19 protein-coding genes are annotated in these 16,688 nt (G+C 65.3%); 6 read left to right on the forward strand and 13 right to left on the reverse strand.

From position 1 onward, the window contains the following. The first annotated feature begins 130 nt into the window (after nt 1–130). On the forward strand, nt 131–2,161 hold the full coding sequence (locus QM707_RS06865; protein ID WP_415001114.1) for a 3-hydroxyacyl-CoA dehydrogenase NAD-binding domain-containing protein: 2,031 nt from the start codon (nt 131–133) through the stop codon (nt 2,159–2,161). A gap of 31 nt (nt 2,162–2,192) precedes the next feature. Here QM707_RS06865 and QM707_RS06870 read toward each other — a convergent pair whose 3' ends face one another. Beyond that, nucleotides 2,193–3,254 (reverse strand): hypothetical protein, encoded by a 1,062-nt coding sequence (locus QM707_RS06870; protein ID WP_415001115.1) that lies wholly within the window; start codon nt 3,252–3,254, stop codon nt 2,193–2,195. Between the two features lie 24 nt (nt 3,255–3,278). On the opposite strand from QM707_RS06870, the gene QM707_RS06875 reads away from it, so the two are divergent. Next, a complete protein-coding gene (locus tag QM707_RS06875) occupies nt 3,279–3,554 on the forward strand; it encodes a hypothetical protein (RefSeq protein ID WP_415001116.1) in 276 nt (91 codons plus the stop codon). On the opposite strand, the gene QM707_RS06880 is transcribed toward QM707_RS06875, so the two are convergent. From QM707_RS06880 to QM707_RS06890, 3 genes are read right to left on the reverse strand one after another with little or no spacing between them, the layout of a single operon-like run. After that, on the reverse strand, nt 3,551–4,381 hold the full coding sequence (locus tag QM707_RS06880; protein WP_415001117.1) for an alpha/beta hydrolase: 831 nt from the start codon (nt 4,379–4,381) through the stop codon (nt 3,551–3,553). The genes QM707_RS06875 and QM707_RS06880 overlap by 4 nt on opposite strands. Before the next feature lie 2 nt (nt 4,382–4,383). Then, nucleotides 4,384–4,770: a DUF2007 domain-containing protein gene (locus tag QM707_RS06885; protein WP_415001118.1), complete on the reverse strand. Its 387-nt coding sequence runs from the start codon at nt 4,768–4,770 to the stop codon at nt 4,384–4,386. Between the two features lie 4 nt (nt 4,771–4,774). Further along, the gene (locus QM707_RS06890; protein ID WP_415001119.1) at nt 4,775–6,259 is read right to left on the reverse strand and encodes a transglycosylase SLT domain-containing protein; all 1,485 of its coding nucleotides are present in this window, start codon (nt 6,257–6,259) and stop codon (nt 4,775–4,777) included. Between the two features lie 128 nt (nt 6,260–6,387). Here QM707_RS06890 and QM707_RS06895 point away from each other — a divergent pair, with 128 nt between their 5' ends. Further along, entirely contained in the window at nt 6,388–7,896 is a 1,509-nt protein-coding gene (locus QM707_RS06895; protein WP_415001120.1) for a helicase HerA-like domain-containing protein, read from the forward strand. Between the two features lie 13 nt (nt 7,897–7,909). Further along, nucleotides 7,910–8,425 (forward strand): transcription elongation factor GreB, encoded by a 516-nt coding sequence (gene greB, locus QM707_RS06900; protein WP_415001121.1) that lies wholly within the window; start codon nt 7,910–7,912, stop codon nt 8,423–8,425. A 12-nt stretch (nt 8,426–8,437) separates the two neighbouring features. On the opposite strand, the gene QM707_RS06905 is transcribed toward greB, so the two are convergent. Both QM707_RS06905 and rimO read right to left on the reverse strand, forming a co-directional pair. Continuing rightward, nucleotides 8,438–9,082: a hypothetical protein gene (locus QM707_RS06905; RefSeq protein ID WP_415001122.1), complete on the reverse strand. Its 645-nt coding sequence runs from the start codon at nt 9,080–9,082 to the stop codon at nt 8,438–8,440. A gap of 2 nt (nt 9,083–9,084) precedes the next feature. Further along, nucleotides 9,085–10,413, reverse strand: coding sequence for a 30S ribosomal protein S12 methylthiotransferase RimO (gene rimO, locus QM707_RS06910; protein WP_415001123.1), 1,329 nt, complete (start codon nt 10,411–10,413; stop codon nt 9,085–9,087). Between the two features lie 91 nt (nt 10,414–10,504). On the opposite strand from rimO, the gene QM707_RS06915 reads away from it, so the two are divergent. Then, nucleotides 10,505–11,167, forward strand: a complete 663-nt coding sequence (locus QM707_RS06915; RefSeq protein ID WP_415001124.1) for a dienelactone hydrolase family protein — start codon at nt 10,505–10,507, stop codon at nt 11,165–11,167. After that, nucleotides 11,164–11,598, forward strand: a complete 435-nt coding sequence (locus tag QM707_RS06920; RefSeq protein WP_415001125.1) for an HIT domain-containing protein — start codon at nt 11,164–11,166, stop codon at nt 11,596–11,598. Before QM707_RS06915 ends, QM707_RS06920 begins: the two co-directional genes overlap by 4 nt. Before the next feature lie 10 nt (nt 11,599–11,608). Here the strand turns inward: QM707_RS06920 and QM707_RS06925 are convergent, their stop codons facing one another. Genes QM707_RS06925 through apbC form a run of 7 tightly spaced genes read right to left on the reverse strand, consistent with a single transcriptional unit; the run spans nt 11,609 to nt 16,638 of the window. After that, entirely contained in the window at nt 11,609–12,463 is an 855-nt protein-coding gene (locus QM707_RS06925) for a class I SAM-dependent methyltransferase (protein ID WP_415001126.1), read from the reverse strand. Next, complete coding sequence (locus QM707_RS06930; protein WP_415001127.1) at nt 12,460–13,302, reverse strand: hypothetical protein; 843 nt, start codon at nt 13,300–13,302, stop codon at nt 12,460–12,462. Before QM707_RS06930 ends, QM707_RS06925 begins: the two co-directional genes overlap by 4 nt. Nucleotides 13,303–13,329: 27 nt before the next feature. Continuing rightward, on the reverse strand, nt 13,330–13,836 hold the full coding sequence (locus QM707_RS06935) for an RDD family protein (protein WP_415001128.1): 507 nt from the start codon (nt 13,834–13,836) through the stop codon (nt 13,330–13,332). 21 nt (nt 13,837–13,857) lie between these two features. Further along, on the reverse strand, nt 13,858–14,427 hold the full coding sequence (dcd, locus tag QM707_RS06940; RefSeq protein WP_415001129.1) for a dCTP deaminase: 570 nt from the start codon (nt 14,425–14,427) through the stop codon (nt 13,858–13,860). Further along, entirely contained in the window at nt 14,424–14,945 is a 522-nt protein-coding gene (locus tag QM707_RS06945; RefSeq protein ID WP_415001130.1) for a DUF2127 domain-containing protein, read from the reverse strand. The genes dcd and QM707_RS06945 overlap by 4 nt, the downstream gene beginning before the upstream one ends. Further along, complete coding sequence (locus tag QM707_RS06950) at nt 14,942–15,550, reverse strand: DUF1287 domain-containing protein (RefSeq protein ID WP_415001131.1); 609 nt, start codon at nt 15,548–15,550, stop codon at nt 14,942–14,944. Before QM707_RS06950 ends, QM707_RS06945 begins: the two co-directional genes overlap by 4 nt. Further along, nucleotides 15,550–16,638 carry an iron-sulfur cluster carrier protein ApbC gene (gene apbC / locus QM707_RS06955; RefSeq protein ID WP_415001132.1) on the reverse strand — a complete coding sequence of 363 codons (1,089 nt, stop codon included), beginning with the start codon at nt 16,636–16,638 and terminating at the stop codon, nt 15,550–15,552. The genes QM707_RS06950 and apbC overlap by 1 nt, the downstream gene beginning before the upstream one ends. Between the last annotated feature and the right edge of the window lie 50 nt (nt 16,639–16,688).

Here is a 16,688-nt window from a genome sequence, read left to right on the forward strand (position 1 = left end):
CCCGGGGGGCCGCCTGATTGACCTTGCGATGCGGTAAAAGTTCACAGGCCGTCAAACAAACGATTGACCGCCTGCGGCCAGCCCCCGATGATACGGCCTTCACACCCTACCCCGACGTATGGATCAGGTCATGTTCGACGGCCTCCGCCTCCTCCACTGGAAACCCGAACGCCGCGCCGATGGGGTTCTGATCCTGACCCTCGATCGCGCCGACAAGGGCGTCAACGCCCTGTCGCGCGCCGTCATCGACGAGCTCGACTCGATGCTCGAGCGCATCGCGCTGGACCTGCCCAAGGGCGTCGTCATCCGTTCCGGCAAGGCAGCGGGCTTCATTCCCGGCGCCGACATCGAAACCTTCGGCGAGATCGAAGCCAAGGGCCAGACCGAGGACTGGATCCGCCGCGGCCAATTGGTATTCCAGCGCCTGGCCGAACTGCGCTGCCCGACCGTCGCCGTCATCCACGGCCATTGCATGGGCGGCGGCACGGAAATCTCGCTGGCCTGCCGCTACCGCGTGGCCAGCAACGACGACAGCACGCGCATCGGCCTGCCCGAAATCAAGTTGGGCATCTACCCTGGCTGGGGCGGCAGCGTGCGCATGCCGCGACTGATCGGCGCGCCGGCGGCGATGGACCTGATGCTGACCGGCCGCTCGTTGTCGGCCTCGTCCGCCAGGGCGATGGGCGTGGTCGATCGCGTGGTCGAACCGCCGATGCTGCTCGAAGCGGCGCTGGGCCTGGTGCAACGCGGCGCACAGCGTCCGTTCAAGCAGCGATTCATGGCCTGGGCGACGAATACCTGGCTGGCGCGACAGATCCTGGCGCCGCAGATCGTCAAGGCGACCAGCCGCAAGGCACGCAAGGAACACTACCCCGCGCCCTTCTCCCTGATTTCGACCTGGCAGAAATCCGGCGGCCAGCCGATCCACGCCGCATTGAAGGCCGAGGCGCGTTCGGTCGTGAAGCTGGCGCAGACGTCGACCGCGCGCAACCTGATCCGCGTCTTCTTCCTGATGGACCGGCTCAAGGGCCTCGGCGGAAAGGACCACGGGATTTCGCATGTGCATGTCATCGGCGCCGGCGTGATGGGCGGCGACATCGCCGCCTGGTGCGCGTTGCGCGGCTTCGAGGTGACGTTGCAGGACCGCGAAATGCAGTACATCCAGCCGGCGATGGGCCGTGCCGCGAAACTCTTCGAGAAGAAGATCAGGAACGAAACGAAACGCGCCGCCGCGACCGCTCGACTGAACGCCGATGTCGAAGGCGCGGGCGTGGCCAAGGCCGATCTGATCATCGAAGCCATTTTCGAGAACCTCGACGCCAAGCGCGCGCTGTACGCGAAACTCGAGGAAACCATGAAGCCGGACGCGCTGCTGGTATCCAATACCAGTTCGATCCCGCTGACGGATTTGCGCGCGAACCTGAAGAAGCAGTCGCAGTTCGCGGGCCTGCACTATTTCAACCCGGTCGCGCTGATGCCCCTGGTCGAGATCGTCAAGCACGATTTCATGGCGCCGGAGATGGAGCGTCGCCTCGCCGCGTTCTGCCGCGCGATCGACAAACTGCCGGTGCCGGTCGCCGGTACGCCGGGTTTCCTCGTCAACCGCATCCTCGCCCCCTACATGCTCGAGGCGATCCTCGCGCACAGCGAAGGCATCCCCGGCCCGGTCATCGACAAGACCGCGCTGAAGTTCGGCATGCCGATGGGGCCGATCGAACTCGTCGATACCGTCGGCCTCGATGTCGCCGCCAGCGTCGGCAAGATCATGGCCGAGTTCCATGGCCAGTCGTTGCCGGACGCATTCAAGGTCGAACCGAACAAGCGCGGCAAGAAAGACGGCCAGGGCCTGTACGTGTGGAAGGACGGTCGTGCGGTCAAACCCGAGGTACCGAAGGACTACCAGGCACCGGCCGATCTGGAAGACAGGCTCATCCTCGCGATGCTCAACGAAGCGGTGAGCTGCCTGCACGACGGCGTCGTCGCCGATGCCGACCTGCTCGATGCCGGCGTGATTTTCGGCACCGGTTTCGCGCCCTTCCGCGGCGGCCCGATCGAATACATCAAATCGGTCGGCGCGCCCGAACTGAAGGCGCGATTGCAGGTGCTGGAGGCACGCTACGGCAGCCGCTTCGCGCCGCGACCGGGCTGGGATTCGCTCTAACGCCCGCTCAGCCGGCAAGCGCCTTCGGTACTCAGCCGTCCGCTTGCCGGATGGATACGGTGCTGCCGCGAAGCGCCGCTTCGATGTTCGCCTTGTGCTGAGAGATCAGCGCGTCCATGTTCTCCGTCGCGATGAACATCACAACGGACAGATAGGTGTCGTCCAAGCGCTTCAGGTACATGATCTGACCGCCACCGCCCGTTTGTCGGCGAATGACGTAAGCGACGTAGCCCTCGAGACCGGGCTGCAGATCGCCTTCGTACAAGGCCATGCTGGCCGGATCGTACCCCTGGCTGGACAGGCGCCCCGCTGCGAGGGCGGCGTACTGGTCCAGGCTATCGACCTTCTGGCCCAACTCGGGCAGCAACAGGTCCACGTCGGCGCGGACGCCTAGTTTGAAGCGCAGATCGTCATTCGGTTCGACAACTTTGGAATAACGCGTCTTCATGTCCACCCCATGCCATCCGGGCGGGGCGACCATGTCGATATTGATCGGCCCTTCGTAACGGGCGAGCAGGCTCTTGATGGCGGGAACTTCGTCGCCGCGACCAATGGTTTCGAGCATCGCGTGCAACAGGTCCGTCCTGTACAGCTCCGAGAACGTCTGCACCACCAGTGCTTCCGCCACCTGCGGATATTGGCCGACAAAGAACGTCGAGTTCTCGATGGCGGTCTGCAGCGGCTGACGCTCCAGGCTGTATGCCATGACCGGCGTCTTGAAGAGACTCTTGCCGCTCTTGACGTCGAACAGCCTCAGCTGGCCCTGACTCAGTACGGAAACCTTGTCGTCCTTCGCGACGGTGTCGATGGTATGCACACCGGTGAAGTCGTCTTCGAACACCATCAAATAGCGGAACCCGTCCGCCTCTGCCTGCTTGACCAGTGCCCGATCCGACGTGTGCTTCTTGCCGAGGTCCAATCGCGCATCGATATCCAGCGCCGGATACCGGGTGGCCACAGCCTGTTCGAAGGCCTTTTCAAGGACCGGTCCACGTTCGTACCCCGAGACTGCCGCGTTCAACCGATCCGATCGGTCGTCGTAGACGCCCATGTTGGCAATGGCGAAGAACGGCACCAACATGCCGCCGGTCATCCGCCCCTTGGACATGTGGTAGGCATGCAGCTGCGTCTGACTATCCTGGATGACGACCTGGACCTTGAGCCGTTGCTTTTCCTTCGCATCGGCCGCCAGCGAACCATCGGCGGGGAGCATTGCGAGCGCCAGCAACAACCAGCCGGAAACGTTGCGAATATTCAATGGATTGTCCAGACGATGCGAAAGGAGCCGATTCTGACGACCGTTGACGGATACGGGCAAGGGACAATTCGCCGATTCTTGAAGGCCGTCCAGGAAAACCCCGGCACGCGCTTCCATCCTCGCCCGTTCGCCTAGCCGCTTCCGTTACGCTGCCCCGTGGAGCCAGGGTTTGCGCCAGGAGCGCAGGGCACTTCGCCGACGAGGAAGCGCCGCACGCTCGGCCAGAATTCCGGCGCCTGCGAGATATCGTTGTGGCCGCGACCGGCGAACGCGCAAACCAGCGGCGCGGCGTCGAAACTGCGCGCAAGCGCTTCGCTATGCATTGCGGGAATGATCTGGTCGCTGGAAGCCGTCAGCAGCAGGACCTGCGATTTCACCTGCGGAGCGCGCGCGGCCGAATCGTAGCGATCCTTCGCCAGCAGCGAGATCGGGAAGAGCGGGTATTTCTGCTGCGCGACATTGACGATGCTGTCGTAGGGCGTGACCAGCAGTAGCCTGCCCACCAGTCGTTCCGCCGCGAGATGCACGGCCACGCCCGAGCCCAGGCTGCGCCCCATGACATCGACGCCGGCGTGACGCGCAGCGATGGCGTCGTAGGCCGCCAGTGCGTCGGCGAACAAGGCGGCTTCGCTCGCAGTCCCCGGATTACCGCTGTAACCGCGATAAGGCAGCAGATAGACGCTGGTGCCGGGGATCAGGTCGCGGAACTCGAAAACATCGTGCTCCACGGCTTCGGCATTGCCGCCGAAATACAACAAGGCGCGCGGCTGGCCTGGATTGATCGCCCAGCCACGCAGTTCCAGCTCGCCGCTGCGCCACTTGAAGACCTCGGCGGTCGGCTCAAGCTGCAACGGCCGAGGGAAATAAAGCAGTCTCGCCTGCGACTTGTACAGCAATGCCATCGCACCGAGATAGGCGAGCAACACGCAGGCCGATGCACCAACGGCGAGGCGGCGGAGCATCTTCACTTCGCGCAGGCCGGACAAACGTACTCGGGTCCGCGGAACGGCAAGGGGAAAGACAGCAACGTCGCCGACACTAGGGCGACTTCGCGCGTCAGGCTATGCGAGGGCAGGCCCAGCGGCGCGCCGCAGCGCGGACAGGCATCGCCTGGCTCGGCGAATTCGCCATGGTCGATGCTGGCGATCACGTCCCGCGCCTCGTCGAGCATTTCGGCCGGAACGCGCAGCACGACACCGCCGGTGGCCAGCGACAGCAGCCAGTTCTGCGTCACCAGATGTTCGTTGCCGACGATGGCGGGAATGCCTTCGGCCTCTAGCCGTCCGCGCACGATATGGGCCTCGATCGCGTTGACGTATCGGTCGACGATGCGCCAGGCGATCTCGTCCATGGCCTCAGCCTTCGCAGCCTTTGAGTTTCAGCCGCTGCCCGGGTTTGAGCATGTAGCTCGGACCCTTGATGCGGTTTTCCTTCGCTAGCACGGTCAGGTCGCAACTGTATTCGCGCGCGATGGCCATCAGGCTGTCGCCGCGCTTGACGCGATGCTCGCGGGTGCGCGTCGGGGTCTTCGCCTTGTTGGGCGCGGCGGGCGCGGTCAGCAATTGCGCACCCTCGGGCGTGCCGACCAGGGATGGCGGAACGTATTTGCTGGCATTGACCAGCTGGTTGGCCAGCACGGCCCTGTCTCCCTGCACGCAGCGGTCGCGATACAGCTCGGTCACGCGCTTTGGCGCACGCATCATGGTGCCCTGCGGGATGTAATCGGTCGGCTCGTAGCGCGGATTCAGATTGCGCAGCACGCGGAACCAACCATCGCGACTGCCGCCGTTGCCGAGGCAGATCGTCAATTCGTTGATCGAACTGGCGCGCACCAGCTGGAACGTACCCGGCGTCGTGTCGATCTTGGGGAACTCCAGCCCGTACTGTTTCGGATGCAGGAACAACCAGGCGGCGGCGATGACGGCCGGCACGTAGTCGCGCGTTTCCGCCGGCAGCTGCGGATAGACCTGCGGCGACCAGAAACTGGCGCCGCCGTTCGCAGCGTACAAACGCGCCGCACGGCCTTCGCCGCCGTTGTAGGCCGCCACGGTGTATTCGAGGTTGCGATTGAGCTCGGCGAAACGCTCGTTGATGTAGGACGCGTTGGCACGAGCGGCGTACTGCGGATCGAAGCGGGTGTCGAACCCGGTGCCGTCGCGGCCGAGCCCGAAGCGAGTGCCGGTCGCGTACATGAACTGCAGCGGGCCGCTGGCGCCGGCGCGCGAAATGGCGTGCACCTTGCCGCCCGATTCCTTGGCCATGATGCCGAACAGCAGGGCCTCGGGCAGACCGGCGCGCTCGTACTCCGGCCACATCAGGTAACGCATGTACTGGTAGTTTTCCCAGGCGTCGATCAGGAAGGCGCGCTGCGTCGTCAGCCAGTCGCGGATCGCGATCTGGATCGGCTCCGTCGTTTCCACCATGCGGTCGAACTGATGGCCGCCATCGAGCAGGTTCAGGCTGCGCTGCGCCTCGGGCGAACCGGCGACGATGGGCGAGATCGGATGGCCTTCGTCCTCGTCTTCGTCCTCGCCCGCCAGCGACTCCTGCGGACCGAGGTCATGCTCTTTCAGCAGGCCCTCGTAGACGCTGATGACCTTGGTCGGGCCGCAGCCCTTCTGCTTCAGGCACAGCTGCGACAGGTCCTCGATGTCCTCGAGCGCCTTGGTCATCGCGGCCATGGCGCTCTCGTCGCCCTTGCGCAGTTTCAGCTGCGCTTCGATGTAACGCTGGCTGGCGGCATCGAGCTGTTGCTGCAGTTCCTGCGCCTTGTCGACGCGGGCGGCCTGGGTCTGGGGGCTCGTCAGCGCGAAAGCGGCTGCAACGAGGAGGGACAGCATGGGGGGCTTGATGGCAGGCATGGTGCTTCCTTCGAACGATCCTGAGGGTATCGGTTCCCGGCAATCGCAGGCAACCGTGCCTTGGGTCATGTACTGGGCCTAGAATCGCCGTATTCATGGAGGAACACATGGGCAACATCCTGATCGGCAAGGGCGAGGTTCCCGTTCATCTGCTGGGCAAGTACGGCAACCGGCATGGCCTGGTGGCCGGTGCGACCGGCACCGGCAAGTCGGTATCCCTGATGGTGATGGCCGAAGGGTTCTCGCGCCTCGGCGTGCCGGTGTTCATGGCCGACGTGAAGGGCGACATCAGCGGATTGGCCGTCGCCGGCAGCATGAACGAAAAACTCGCGGCGCGCGTCCAGCAGATCGGCGTCGAGGCCTATGCGAACGAGGCGAGCCCGGTCGTGTTCTGGGACCTCTACGGCAAGCTCGGCCATCCGATTCGCACGACGGTGTCGGAGTTCGGGCCGACCCTGTTCTCACGCGTGATGGAACTGAACGAAACGCAATCGGGCGTGCTCGATATCGCTTTCAAACTCGCCGACGACCAGGGACTGCTGCTGCTCGACCTCGAGGACCTGCGCGCCCTGCTCGGTTTCGTCGCCGAACACAAGGCGGAAATCTCCAAGCAGTACGGCCTCGTCAGCCCCGCGTCCATCGCGGCGATCCAGCGCGCGCTGCTGCGCCTGGAGCAACAGGGCGGCGAGGAGTTCTTCGGCGAGCCGGCCTTGGACCTGGCCGACATCATGCGGCAGGACATGTCGGGCCGCGGCATCATCAATCTTCTGGCGGCCGACCAGTTGATCCTCAAACCGCGGCTGTATTCCAGCTTCCTGCTCTGGCTGCTGTCGGAATTGTTCGAGCGCCTGCCGGAAGTGGGCGACCTGGAGCAACCCAAACTCGTCTTCGTCTTCGACGAAGCGCACCTGCTGTTCGACGACTGTCCGCCGGCCCTGCAGCAACGCGTCGAACAGGTCGTGCGCCTGATCCGCTCGAAAGGCGTGGGCGTGTACTTCTGTTCGCAGAATCCCGACGACGTGCCCGATGTCATACTCGGTCAGCTCGGTAACCGCGTCCAGCACGCCCTGCGCGCCTATACGCCGCGCGACCAGAAGGCGGTGAAAACGGCGGCCGAGACCTTCGTGCAGAACCCCAAGCTCAATGTCGCCAAGGTCATCGGAGAACTCGCCGTCGGCGAGGCCCTGGTATCGATGCTGCAGGACAAGGGCATTCCGATGCCGGTGGAGCGCGCGTTGATCGCGCCGCCGCGCTGTCGCATGGGCGCGATCACGCCGGAGGAACGCGCCGCGGTTCGTGCGCGCAGCCCGGTCGGCGCGAAGTACGACGCGGCGGTGAATCGCGAATCCGCCTACGAAATCCTCAACAAGCGCGCGAGCGAGAGCGCCGCCGAACCGGCGCCGCCGAAGAAGGGCGAGACGCGCCCCGCGCCTGCACCCGCGGAAAAACCCGAACCGGAAAAACCTTCGAAGCTGGACGAATTCCTCTGGGGCACGAAGCGACGCCAGGGCGCGGTCGAAGCGGCGGCGAAGTCGGCGACGCGCACCGTGGCCAATGGCATCGGCCGGCAGATCCTGCGCGGCCTGCTCGGCGGCATCTTCGGCGGCAAGCGCTAACGGACCCCAGGCGATGTCGCGTTGGCGTCCGCCGCCCGAGTCCTCGACCGCGATCATCACGCGCGAAGGCTTCGAACGCCTGCGCGATGAACTCAACCACCTCTGGCGCGAAAAGCGCCCCGAAGTCGTGCGCGCCTTGAGCGCGGCCGCGGCCGAGGGCGACCGCTCCGAGAATGCCGAGTACCAATACCGCAAAAAGCAATTGGGCGAAATCGATCGTCGCGTACGTTACCTGAGCAAACGCCTGGAAGCGCTTAAAGTGGCGGAGCAGTTGCCGGCGGATCGCCAGGCCGTGTTCTTCGGCGCCTGGTTCGAGATCGAACGCGAGGACAATGGCGAGAGCGTGCGTTATCGCATCGTCGGACCCGACGAGACCGATGCGGCACTCGGTTACATCAGCGTGGATTCGCCGCTGGCGCGCGCGGCGTTGAAGAAGCGGCTGGACGACGAATTCGAAGTGATGCTGCCGGCCGGCCCGGCACGCTTCGTCATCGTGGATGTTTCCTACGAAGCCCCTGTCGCGCGTTGATCCGCCGCCAGACTACTTTTCGTCGAGCAGCAACGCTTCCGGACTGGGAATATCGTCGAGCCAGATTTTCCGCGGCTTGCCCTTGCTGCGTTTTTCCGGTCCCGGCACCAGTGCTTCGTCGTCCTTGGTGCCGACCTCGGAAACCTGTTCGACGCGATCGCCGGTCAGGTAGTTGAAGCTGAGCTTGCGGCTGCCGTGCTGGTAGGTGCGGCTGTAATATTCGGCATCGAGACCGATCAGGCGCATCTTCGACTCGGCCGCATCGAAGCGGAAGCGATAGGTCGAGCTCGTCGCCGAGGTGCCGCCGGTCAGATCTTCCAGGACCAACACGTTCTTCTGCATGCGCAGGCTGGCCGCTCCCAGTGGGCCAACGTCGAGCGCACCGGTTCCGATCGGCTCGAAACCGGTGTTGTATTCGTCCGCATAGGCGAGGAAAGCGGTCAGCACGCGCACGTCGTCGTTGGCCGAGATGATGGCGATGTCCTTCATGCCGTCGCCGTTGAAGTCGGCATCGATACGCGTTTCGACCATCGCGCCATCCGGCAGATAGGCGGCGAGCTCCTCGTTGGTCGAGGGCAACGGGCCCTTCGCAAACGTGGCGGCGGAAAACAACAGGCAGGCGACAGGCAGGACAACGCGCATCGTGTTCCCTCTCATGATCAATCTTCGTCGGCGCCGACCAGGCCGAACAGGTCGTGCTCATCCGCGCCCATGATGCGCACATCGACGAACTGTCCCGGCTTCAGTACCGCGCCATCCTGGATCTGCACCGTGCCGTCGATTTCCGGCGCATCGGCCCTGGAGCGGGCGATCGCGAGATCGCCGTCAACGGAATCGACCAGGCAACGCTGAACGGATCCGACCTTGGATTCGAGCTTCTCGGCGCTGATCTCGGCCTGCAGCGCCATGAATCGGGCCAGGCGTTCCTGCTTAATCTCTTCCGCTACCGGCTCGGCCAGCGTATTGGCCGCCGCGCCGTCCACCGGCGAATAGGCGAATGCGCCTACGCGGTCGAGCTCGACCTCGTCGATGAAATCCAGCAGCTGTTCGAAGTCGTCGTCGGTCTCGCCGGGGAACCCGACGATGAAGGTGCTGCGAATGGTCAGCTCCGGGCAGACGTCGCGCCAGCGCGCGATGCGCTCGCGCGTCTTGTCGATGGCGCCCGGGCGCTTCATCAGCTTCAGGATGCGCGGGCTGGCGTGCTGGAACGGGATGTCGAGGTACGGCAGCAGCTTTCCTTCAGCCATCAACGGAATGATGTCGTCGACATGAGGATACGGATACACGTAATGCAGGCGCGTCCAGATGCCGAGTTCGGACAATCCTTCGCACAACGATTTCATGCGCGTCTGCCAGGACTTGCCGCGCCATTCGCGCTCGGCGTACTTCAGGTCGACGCCGTAGGCGCTGGTGTCCTGCGACACCACCAGCAGCTCCTTCACCCCGCCCATCGCCAGTTTCTCAGCCTCGCGCAGCACCTCGTCGACCGGGCGCGAGACCAGGTCGCCGCGCATCGACGGGATGATGCAGAAACTGCAGCGGTGATTGCAGCCCTCGGAAATCTTCAGGTAGGCGTAGTGCTTCGGCGTCAGCTTGATGCCCTGGGGAGGTACGAGGTCCAGGAACGGATCGTGCTTCGGCGGAAGCGCCTGGTGCACGGCGCTCATCACGCTGGCGTAATCCTGCGGGCCCGAAATGGACAGCACGTCGGGGTGGGATTCGCGGATCACCTCCGGCCGCTTGCCCAGGCAACCGGTGACGATGACCTTGCCGTTTTCGGCCAGCGCTTCGCCGATGGCGTCGAGCGATTCGGCCACGGCCGAATCGATGAAGCCACAGGTGTTCACGACCACCACGTCGGCATCGTCGTAACTGGGCACGATGTCGTAACCCTCGACGCGCAGCTGCGTCAGGATGCGCTCGGAGTCGACCAGGGCCTTGGGGCAGCCAAGGCTGACGAAACCGACTTTGGGTTGCGAAAGCGACATTGCGGGACGGGGCGGCGGCGGGTGCGCGATTATACCCCTGACAGCGGGGCCGACCGGCGCTATGCTGGGACCTGGGGTCGAGGGGGACAGCATGGGCACGATATCGCTCAGTACGCGCCACGGAAGGATCTCCGCCTGGGAAGCCAAGCCGCCTTCCGGCGCACGCGGCGGCATCGTGCTCGTGCAGGAAATCTACGGCGTCAACTCCCATATCCGACAAGCTGCCGACCGCTTCGCCCATTACGGCTACCACACCGTCGCGCCCGCCCTGTTCGATCTCGTCAGCCCCCACACCGAACTCGCCTATGACGAGGCCGGCACCGAGCGCGGACGCGAGCTGGTCGAGAAGCTCGGCTTCAACGGCGGCCTCGACGGCGTGCGTGCGGCCTTCGATTATCTCGACGCCACTGGCCTGCGCGTTGCCTCGGTCGGTTTCTGCTGGGGCGGTACGGTGGCCTTCCTGGCCAACGCGCGCTTCGGCCTGGCCTGCGTCAGCTATTACGGCAGTCGTACCGTCCCCTTCCTGCGCGAGCGCCCGAAGGCGCCGCTGATGCTGCATTTCGGCGAAACCGACGAACTGATTCCGCCGGAGGACGTGCAGGCGCACCGCGATCACCTGTCCAGCGCCGAGATCCACGTCTGGCCGGCCGGCCACGGCTTCAACTGCGACCAGCGCGCCGATTACAACGCCGAAGTCTCGCAACAGGCGCTTCAGCGCACGCTGTCCTTCCTGCAGAAGATCTTCCGGCGATGAATTCTCCGGGCTTCGTACTCGACGCCCGACTCGCCGCCGATTCCGTACTCGTCGCCGAGGGGCCGCTGTCGCAGCTGCGCCTGATGGACGATGCGCGCTTCCCCTGGCTGGTGCTGGTCCCACGGGTCGCCGACGCCAGCGAATGGATCGACCTGCCCGGCGGACAGCAGCGCCTGTTGCTGGCCGAGGTCAACCAGGCGGCTGCCCTGCTGCGCGGCCTGCAAGCCTGCGACAAGCTCAATATCGGCGCCCTGGGCAATATCGTGCGGCAGCTGCATGTGCACGTGATCGCGCGCCGCGAAAACGACGAGGCCTGGCCGGGACCGGTATGGGGAAGCGGCCCGGCACGTCGTTTCGATCCGGAGGAACGCGAGCGCCGCGTGCATGCTTTGCGGGCGGCATTCGGCCGGATCGACGTATCGCCGACGTAATGGCCCGACCTCAGTCGCCGGGCGAAGCCTCCGTGGTCTCGAATACGAAGGTGGGGCAGAGATCCGCCAACTCGTGCCCGCCATCGCGATGGCATTCGAGCTCGCGGAAGCCCGGGGACATGTGCTCGCGGAATTCCTGCAACGTCGGCAGGAAGTAGCGCGTTTCCGGCGGACGCGGGCTTTCGATCGTCTCCAGTTCCTCGCTCGTCCAGCCGATCCGCCCGGCCAATCCGGCCGGCAGCGGCGGGAATCCCAGCCAAGCGCGCCTGACATCGTCGGGACGCGTACCGGGGCCATTGGCTCCATGCATGGCCGCCCATAGACGGATCTTGAGCGCGTGCACGCTGCTGATGCGCGCTGCCTCGAAATCGCCAACGATCCGGTCCAGGGTTTCGCGGCGATCGGGGCGCAGGAAAACACGGATGACGAAGCGACCCGAGGGGCGGAGGATGCGATGGACCTCGCGCGTCAGGGAACGGTAGCCGTCGGGAAATCCGAAGACCACGTAACAACCGTCGCCGACGACGACGTCGACGCTGCGGTCGGGCATCGGCATCGCACACCAATTCGCCAGCATGGCGCGGGCATTCGCCGGCGCCCGCATCGGCGGCCACAACATCCGCATCATCGCCGGGCTATGGTCTACGGCGCTGAGTTCGGTTCCCTCCGGCCAGTCGCAGCCGACGATCTCCGGCGTGAGCCCCAGCACGACGGCACGCGGCGCGCGACCCAGCGTGTCGATGGCGCGTTGCATCGCCGCGACATCGCCGGCCGGCGGACGCAACGGCGGGCCGAAATGCGCCCAGTCCCGCACGATATGCGCGAAGTGATCGCGCGGCGGAGTCGGGTCGGCTTCGTCGTTCACGACATGGCCCGATCGCCGATGCAGGCCTCGATGCCGCGCGCCAGGTCCGGCAAGGCGGCCTCGAACTCGGGTGGCGCGCCCGTCGGCATCCATGGCGTCTTGTTGGCATCCAGCAAGATGGCACGGCCATCGTGCACGACGAAATCGAACTTACCGTAGTCGAAACCGAGACGCTGGCGCTCCGCGCGCAGCGCGTCGGGCACCGCCGACGGCTCGCTGGCCAGGATGCCGGAGCTCTTCAGCACCGGATCGCGCCCCAGGTGGCGACTGCAACGGTCCTGGTCTCCGAAGAAGAGCCAGGTGCGCATCCAGTAACCCTGCGCGTCCTGTTCCGGCAGGAACCGTTCGACGACCAGATCGCGATTGTTCCAGACCGCATCGGGAACCTCGTCGACGGAAGCCAGCACCGGGTACTCGGCACCGGCCAGCACCGACAGATCATTCGTCAGTCGACCCTCGGAACTGCCGTCGAGCAAGGCCCGTTGATGCGTGCGCACTTCCGACTGGCCACCGCAATTGAGGTCGGTCTTGACGATGACCGGCCCGTCCCAAGGCTCGCCGCGCTGCAACAGCTGGCGGCTCACCGCGCGCTTGCGGATATCGGTCGCCGCACCGTTCAGCACGATCGGATAACGTGCTGTCGCCTGGACGTAGGTCTCGGGCACGACCGAAAGATCGACGTGCAGGATGGCTATGTCCGCCTCCGGCCAATCGCCCAGCCCCCTGGCCACCGCGACGCGATGGCCGGAATCCAGCCAGGACCGAACGAACCGACGCAGGATGTAGTCGCAGGCGCGGAACCGATCATGGGCATGGGTGAGGACGAGGATGCTGGCCATGCGCGCCGTCCGTCGAACCCGTGCGATTCAGTCCGCCATCACCACGCGGGTGCCGGCGATCAGGTCGTGCAGGCAACGGCGTTCTTCGCCGAAGATGAAAAGCACGTTCACCAACCCGTAGATGCTGCCGAGGAACGGAATCAAGCCGATCGCCTGGGTCGGCAGATAGCGCAACGCGATCAGCTTGCTGAAGGGCGGCTTGTTGCCATCAAGATCGACGATCTTCATCTTCAGCATCTTCTTGCCCCACGTCTGACCGGTCGCATTCAGCGGGTAGCCCTGGATGGCGAGGAACAGGATGAAGGCGATCAGGCCCCACATCGCCTGCTGGCCGTAGCTGGGTTGCTGGCCGGTCATGATGCCGCTGAAGTAGCCGCCGACGAACATCAGCGGCAGCAGGATCATCAACATGATCACGCCGTCGATGATCGCCGCCGCCAGGCGCATGCCGCGATCGGCCAGCGCGGGGCCGCCGTGGCCGGACTCCCGCAGGGGTGCCTGCGGCGCATCGTAGGGGTTCTGGTTCTGGTCCATGTCCGCGTCCTAATGGTTGCCTCAGGTTCTGGGAAGGGTGACGCCGGTCTGGCCCTGGTACTTGCCGCCGCGGTCCTTGTACGAAGTTTCGCAGACTTCGTCGGACTGGAAGAACAGCATCTGCGCCACGCCTTCGCCGGCGTAGATCTTGGCCGGCAACGGCGTCGTATTGCTGAACTCCAGCGTGACATGCCCTTCCCATTCGGGTTCCAGCGGCGTCACGTTGACGATGATGCCGCAGCGCGCGTACGTGCTCTTGCCGAGGCAGACCACCAGGGTGTCGCGCGGAATGCGGAAATACTCCACCGTGCGCGCCAGGGCGAAACTGTTCGGCGGGATGATGCAGACGTCCGAAACGACATCGACGAAGCTGGTCGGGTCGAAAGCCTTCGGGTCGACGATGGTCGAGTTGATATTGGTGAAGATCTTGAACTCGCGGGCGCAGCGCACGTCGTAGCCGTAGCTGGAGGTGCCGTAACTGACGATGCGATGGCCGTCGGCGGCATGCTTGACCTGCCCGGGCTCGAAAGGCTCGATCATGCCCTGCCCTTCGGCCATGCGGCGGATCCACTTGTCGGACTTGATGCTCATGCGTTACCCGGTTCGATTGAGATTGGCGATATGCGCCGCGGCCAGAGCAGCCACAGCACGATGAGATTGATGGCGAGCACGCTGACCGACGTCCAGCCCGGATCGCGCAGCAGGTAGGCCAGCTCGAAAGGCACGTACACGCCGACCGTCGCGATGCCGAGCCAGCGCGCCCAGTTGCGCTGGAACCACAGGCCATAGGCTTCCACGAAACGCAGCAGAGCGTACAGGCCCACGACCAGGGTCAACAGCCCGTGCTTGGCATCGGCCGCATGCAGCAGCATCAGCAACTGCCGTGGCAGGCCCATCGACGGGTCGATGTCGAACGCCCGCAGCAGGCTGGCCCCGCCGTTTTCCAGGGCGTGCGCGTTGGCGCGCAGCAAACCCAACCCGGCGGCGACCGCGGCGCTGCCCTTGACGACGTCGATCGCGGCCACGATCCGCAGCTTGCGCCGCGAATCCAGATGCAGCACCTGTTCGATGCCGTCGTTGGCCTCGCGGAGGGGATGGCGCTCGCTCATCGGGCGGCCCCTGTGCCGAACCAGCGGTAATGCCCGGTCTGCGTCCAGGCGAACAGCACGTCTTCTTCCTGCGCACCGGCGCCGATGTTGTGCACGACCAGGGGCCGGGCCGGATCCGCCGCCGAGCGGCGCGTCGACACCACGCCGATATGCGCCAACCCGTTCGGCAGGGTCCAGCTGACGATGTCGCCGGCGCGATAGTCCGCCGCGCGCGCGGACACTGGTAGCGACTTGCCCTGACGTTCGAAATAGCGGCGCAGGTTCGGCACGCGACGGTGATCGATGTTCGCATCGGGCTTGCGCAGCCCCCAGAGCGACGGATACTTGGCGAAGTTCGCGCGCATGTCCTCGTGCAGGCGCTGCTGCAGGTCGAGTTTCGCGCCGACGCGGAAGGCGCGAACGACGACGTCCGAACACACGCCGCGTTCGCTGGGCACATCGCCGCCGGGATAGGCGATACGCGCGTAGGCCGGATCGTAATGAAGGGTGACGCCGACCTGGGACCGTGCCGCGCGCGCCAGCGAGCCGCCGTCCGCCACCTGCGCCCGCGATGCGAGCGGCAACGCCAGGCAGGCGAAGAACAGCAGGCGTGCGATCGCGCGCATCAGGTGTTCTGGATCACGATGCTGGGGAACGCGATGGACTTGTTTTTCGCCTGCATGGCCAGACGGCCCGCTGCGCGCCGGGCGATCTCGCGATACGCCAGCGCCACGGCCGAGTCGGGCTGCGACACCACGGTCGGCGCGCCGCCGTCGGCCTGTTCGCGGATGGCGATGTCGAGCGGCAAGGAGCCAAGCAGGGGCACATCGTATTGCGCCGCCATCTTCTCGCCGCCGCCGGCACCGAAGATGTGTTCGGCGTGACCGCAATTCGAACAGACATGCACGGCCATGTTCTCGACGATGCCGAGCACCGGCACCTCGACCTTCTCGAACATCTTCAGCGCCTTCTTCGCGTCGAGCAGGGCGATGTCCTGCGGCGTCGTGACGATGATGGCCGCCGACACCGGCACGCGCTGGGCCAGGGTCAACTGGATGTCGCCGGTGCCTGGCGGCAGGTCGATCAGCAGGTAATCGAGATCCCGCCACAGCGTCGTCGTCAACAACTGCTGCAGGTACTGCGTGGTCATCGGGCCGCGCCAAATAGTGGGCGTGTCCTCGCCGAGGAACAGGCCGATCGACATCGCCTGCAAGCCGTGGCTCACCTTGGGTTCGATGTTCTTGCCGTCCGGACTTTCCGGTTTGCCCTGCAGGCCCAGCATCATCGGGATGCTCGGGCCATGAATATCGGCATCGAGCACGCCGACGCGCGCGCCTTCGACGGCCAGGGCCAGCGCCAGGTTCACCGCCGTCGTGGACTTGCCGACGCCGCCCTTGCCGGAGGCGATCGCGACGATGTTGCGCACTTCCGGCAACGGCGTCAGGTCCTTCTGCACGCGATGCGCGCCGATGCGCCAACGCACGTCGACCGTCACGGCTTCGACATCGGGCAGCGCGCCCACGGCTTGGCGAATCCGTTCGGCAAGCGTGTCTCTGTACCCGGCCGCCGGGTAACCCAGGAGGATTTCGATCGCGACCTTGCCGCCGTCCACGCCGACGCCGCGCACGGACTGCGCGCTGATCAGGTCGGTGTCGACGTTCGGATCGTGGATGAGCGCCAAGGCGGCGCGGACGGAATCGGGGCTAAGGCTCATGCGTGGGGTGCCGGGGTAAGCCCGGCATTGTACCGAAGCGGCCGTCCGGA

This window comes from Arenimonas sp. (assembly GCF_047602345.1).
Taxonomy (GTDB): domain Bacteria; phylum Pseudomonadota; class Gammaproteobacteria; order Xanthomonadales; family Xanthomonadaceae; genus Arenimonas.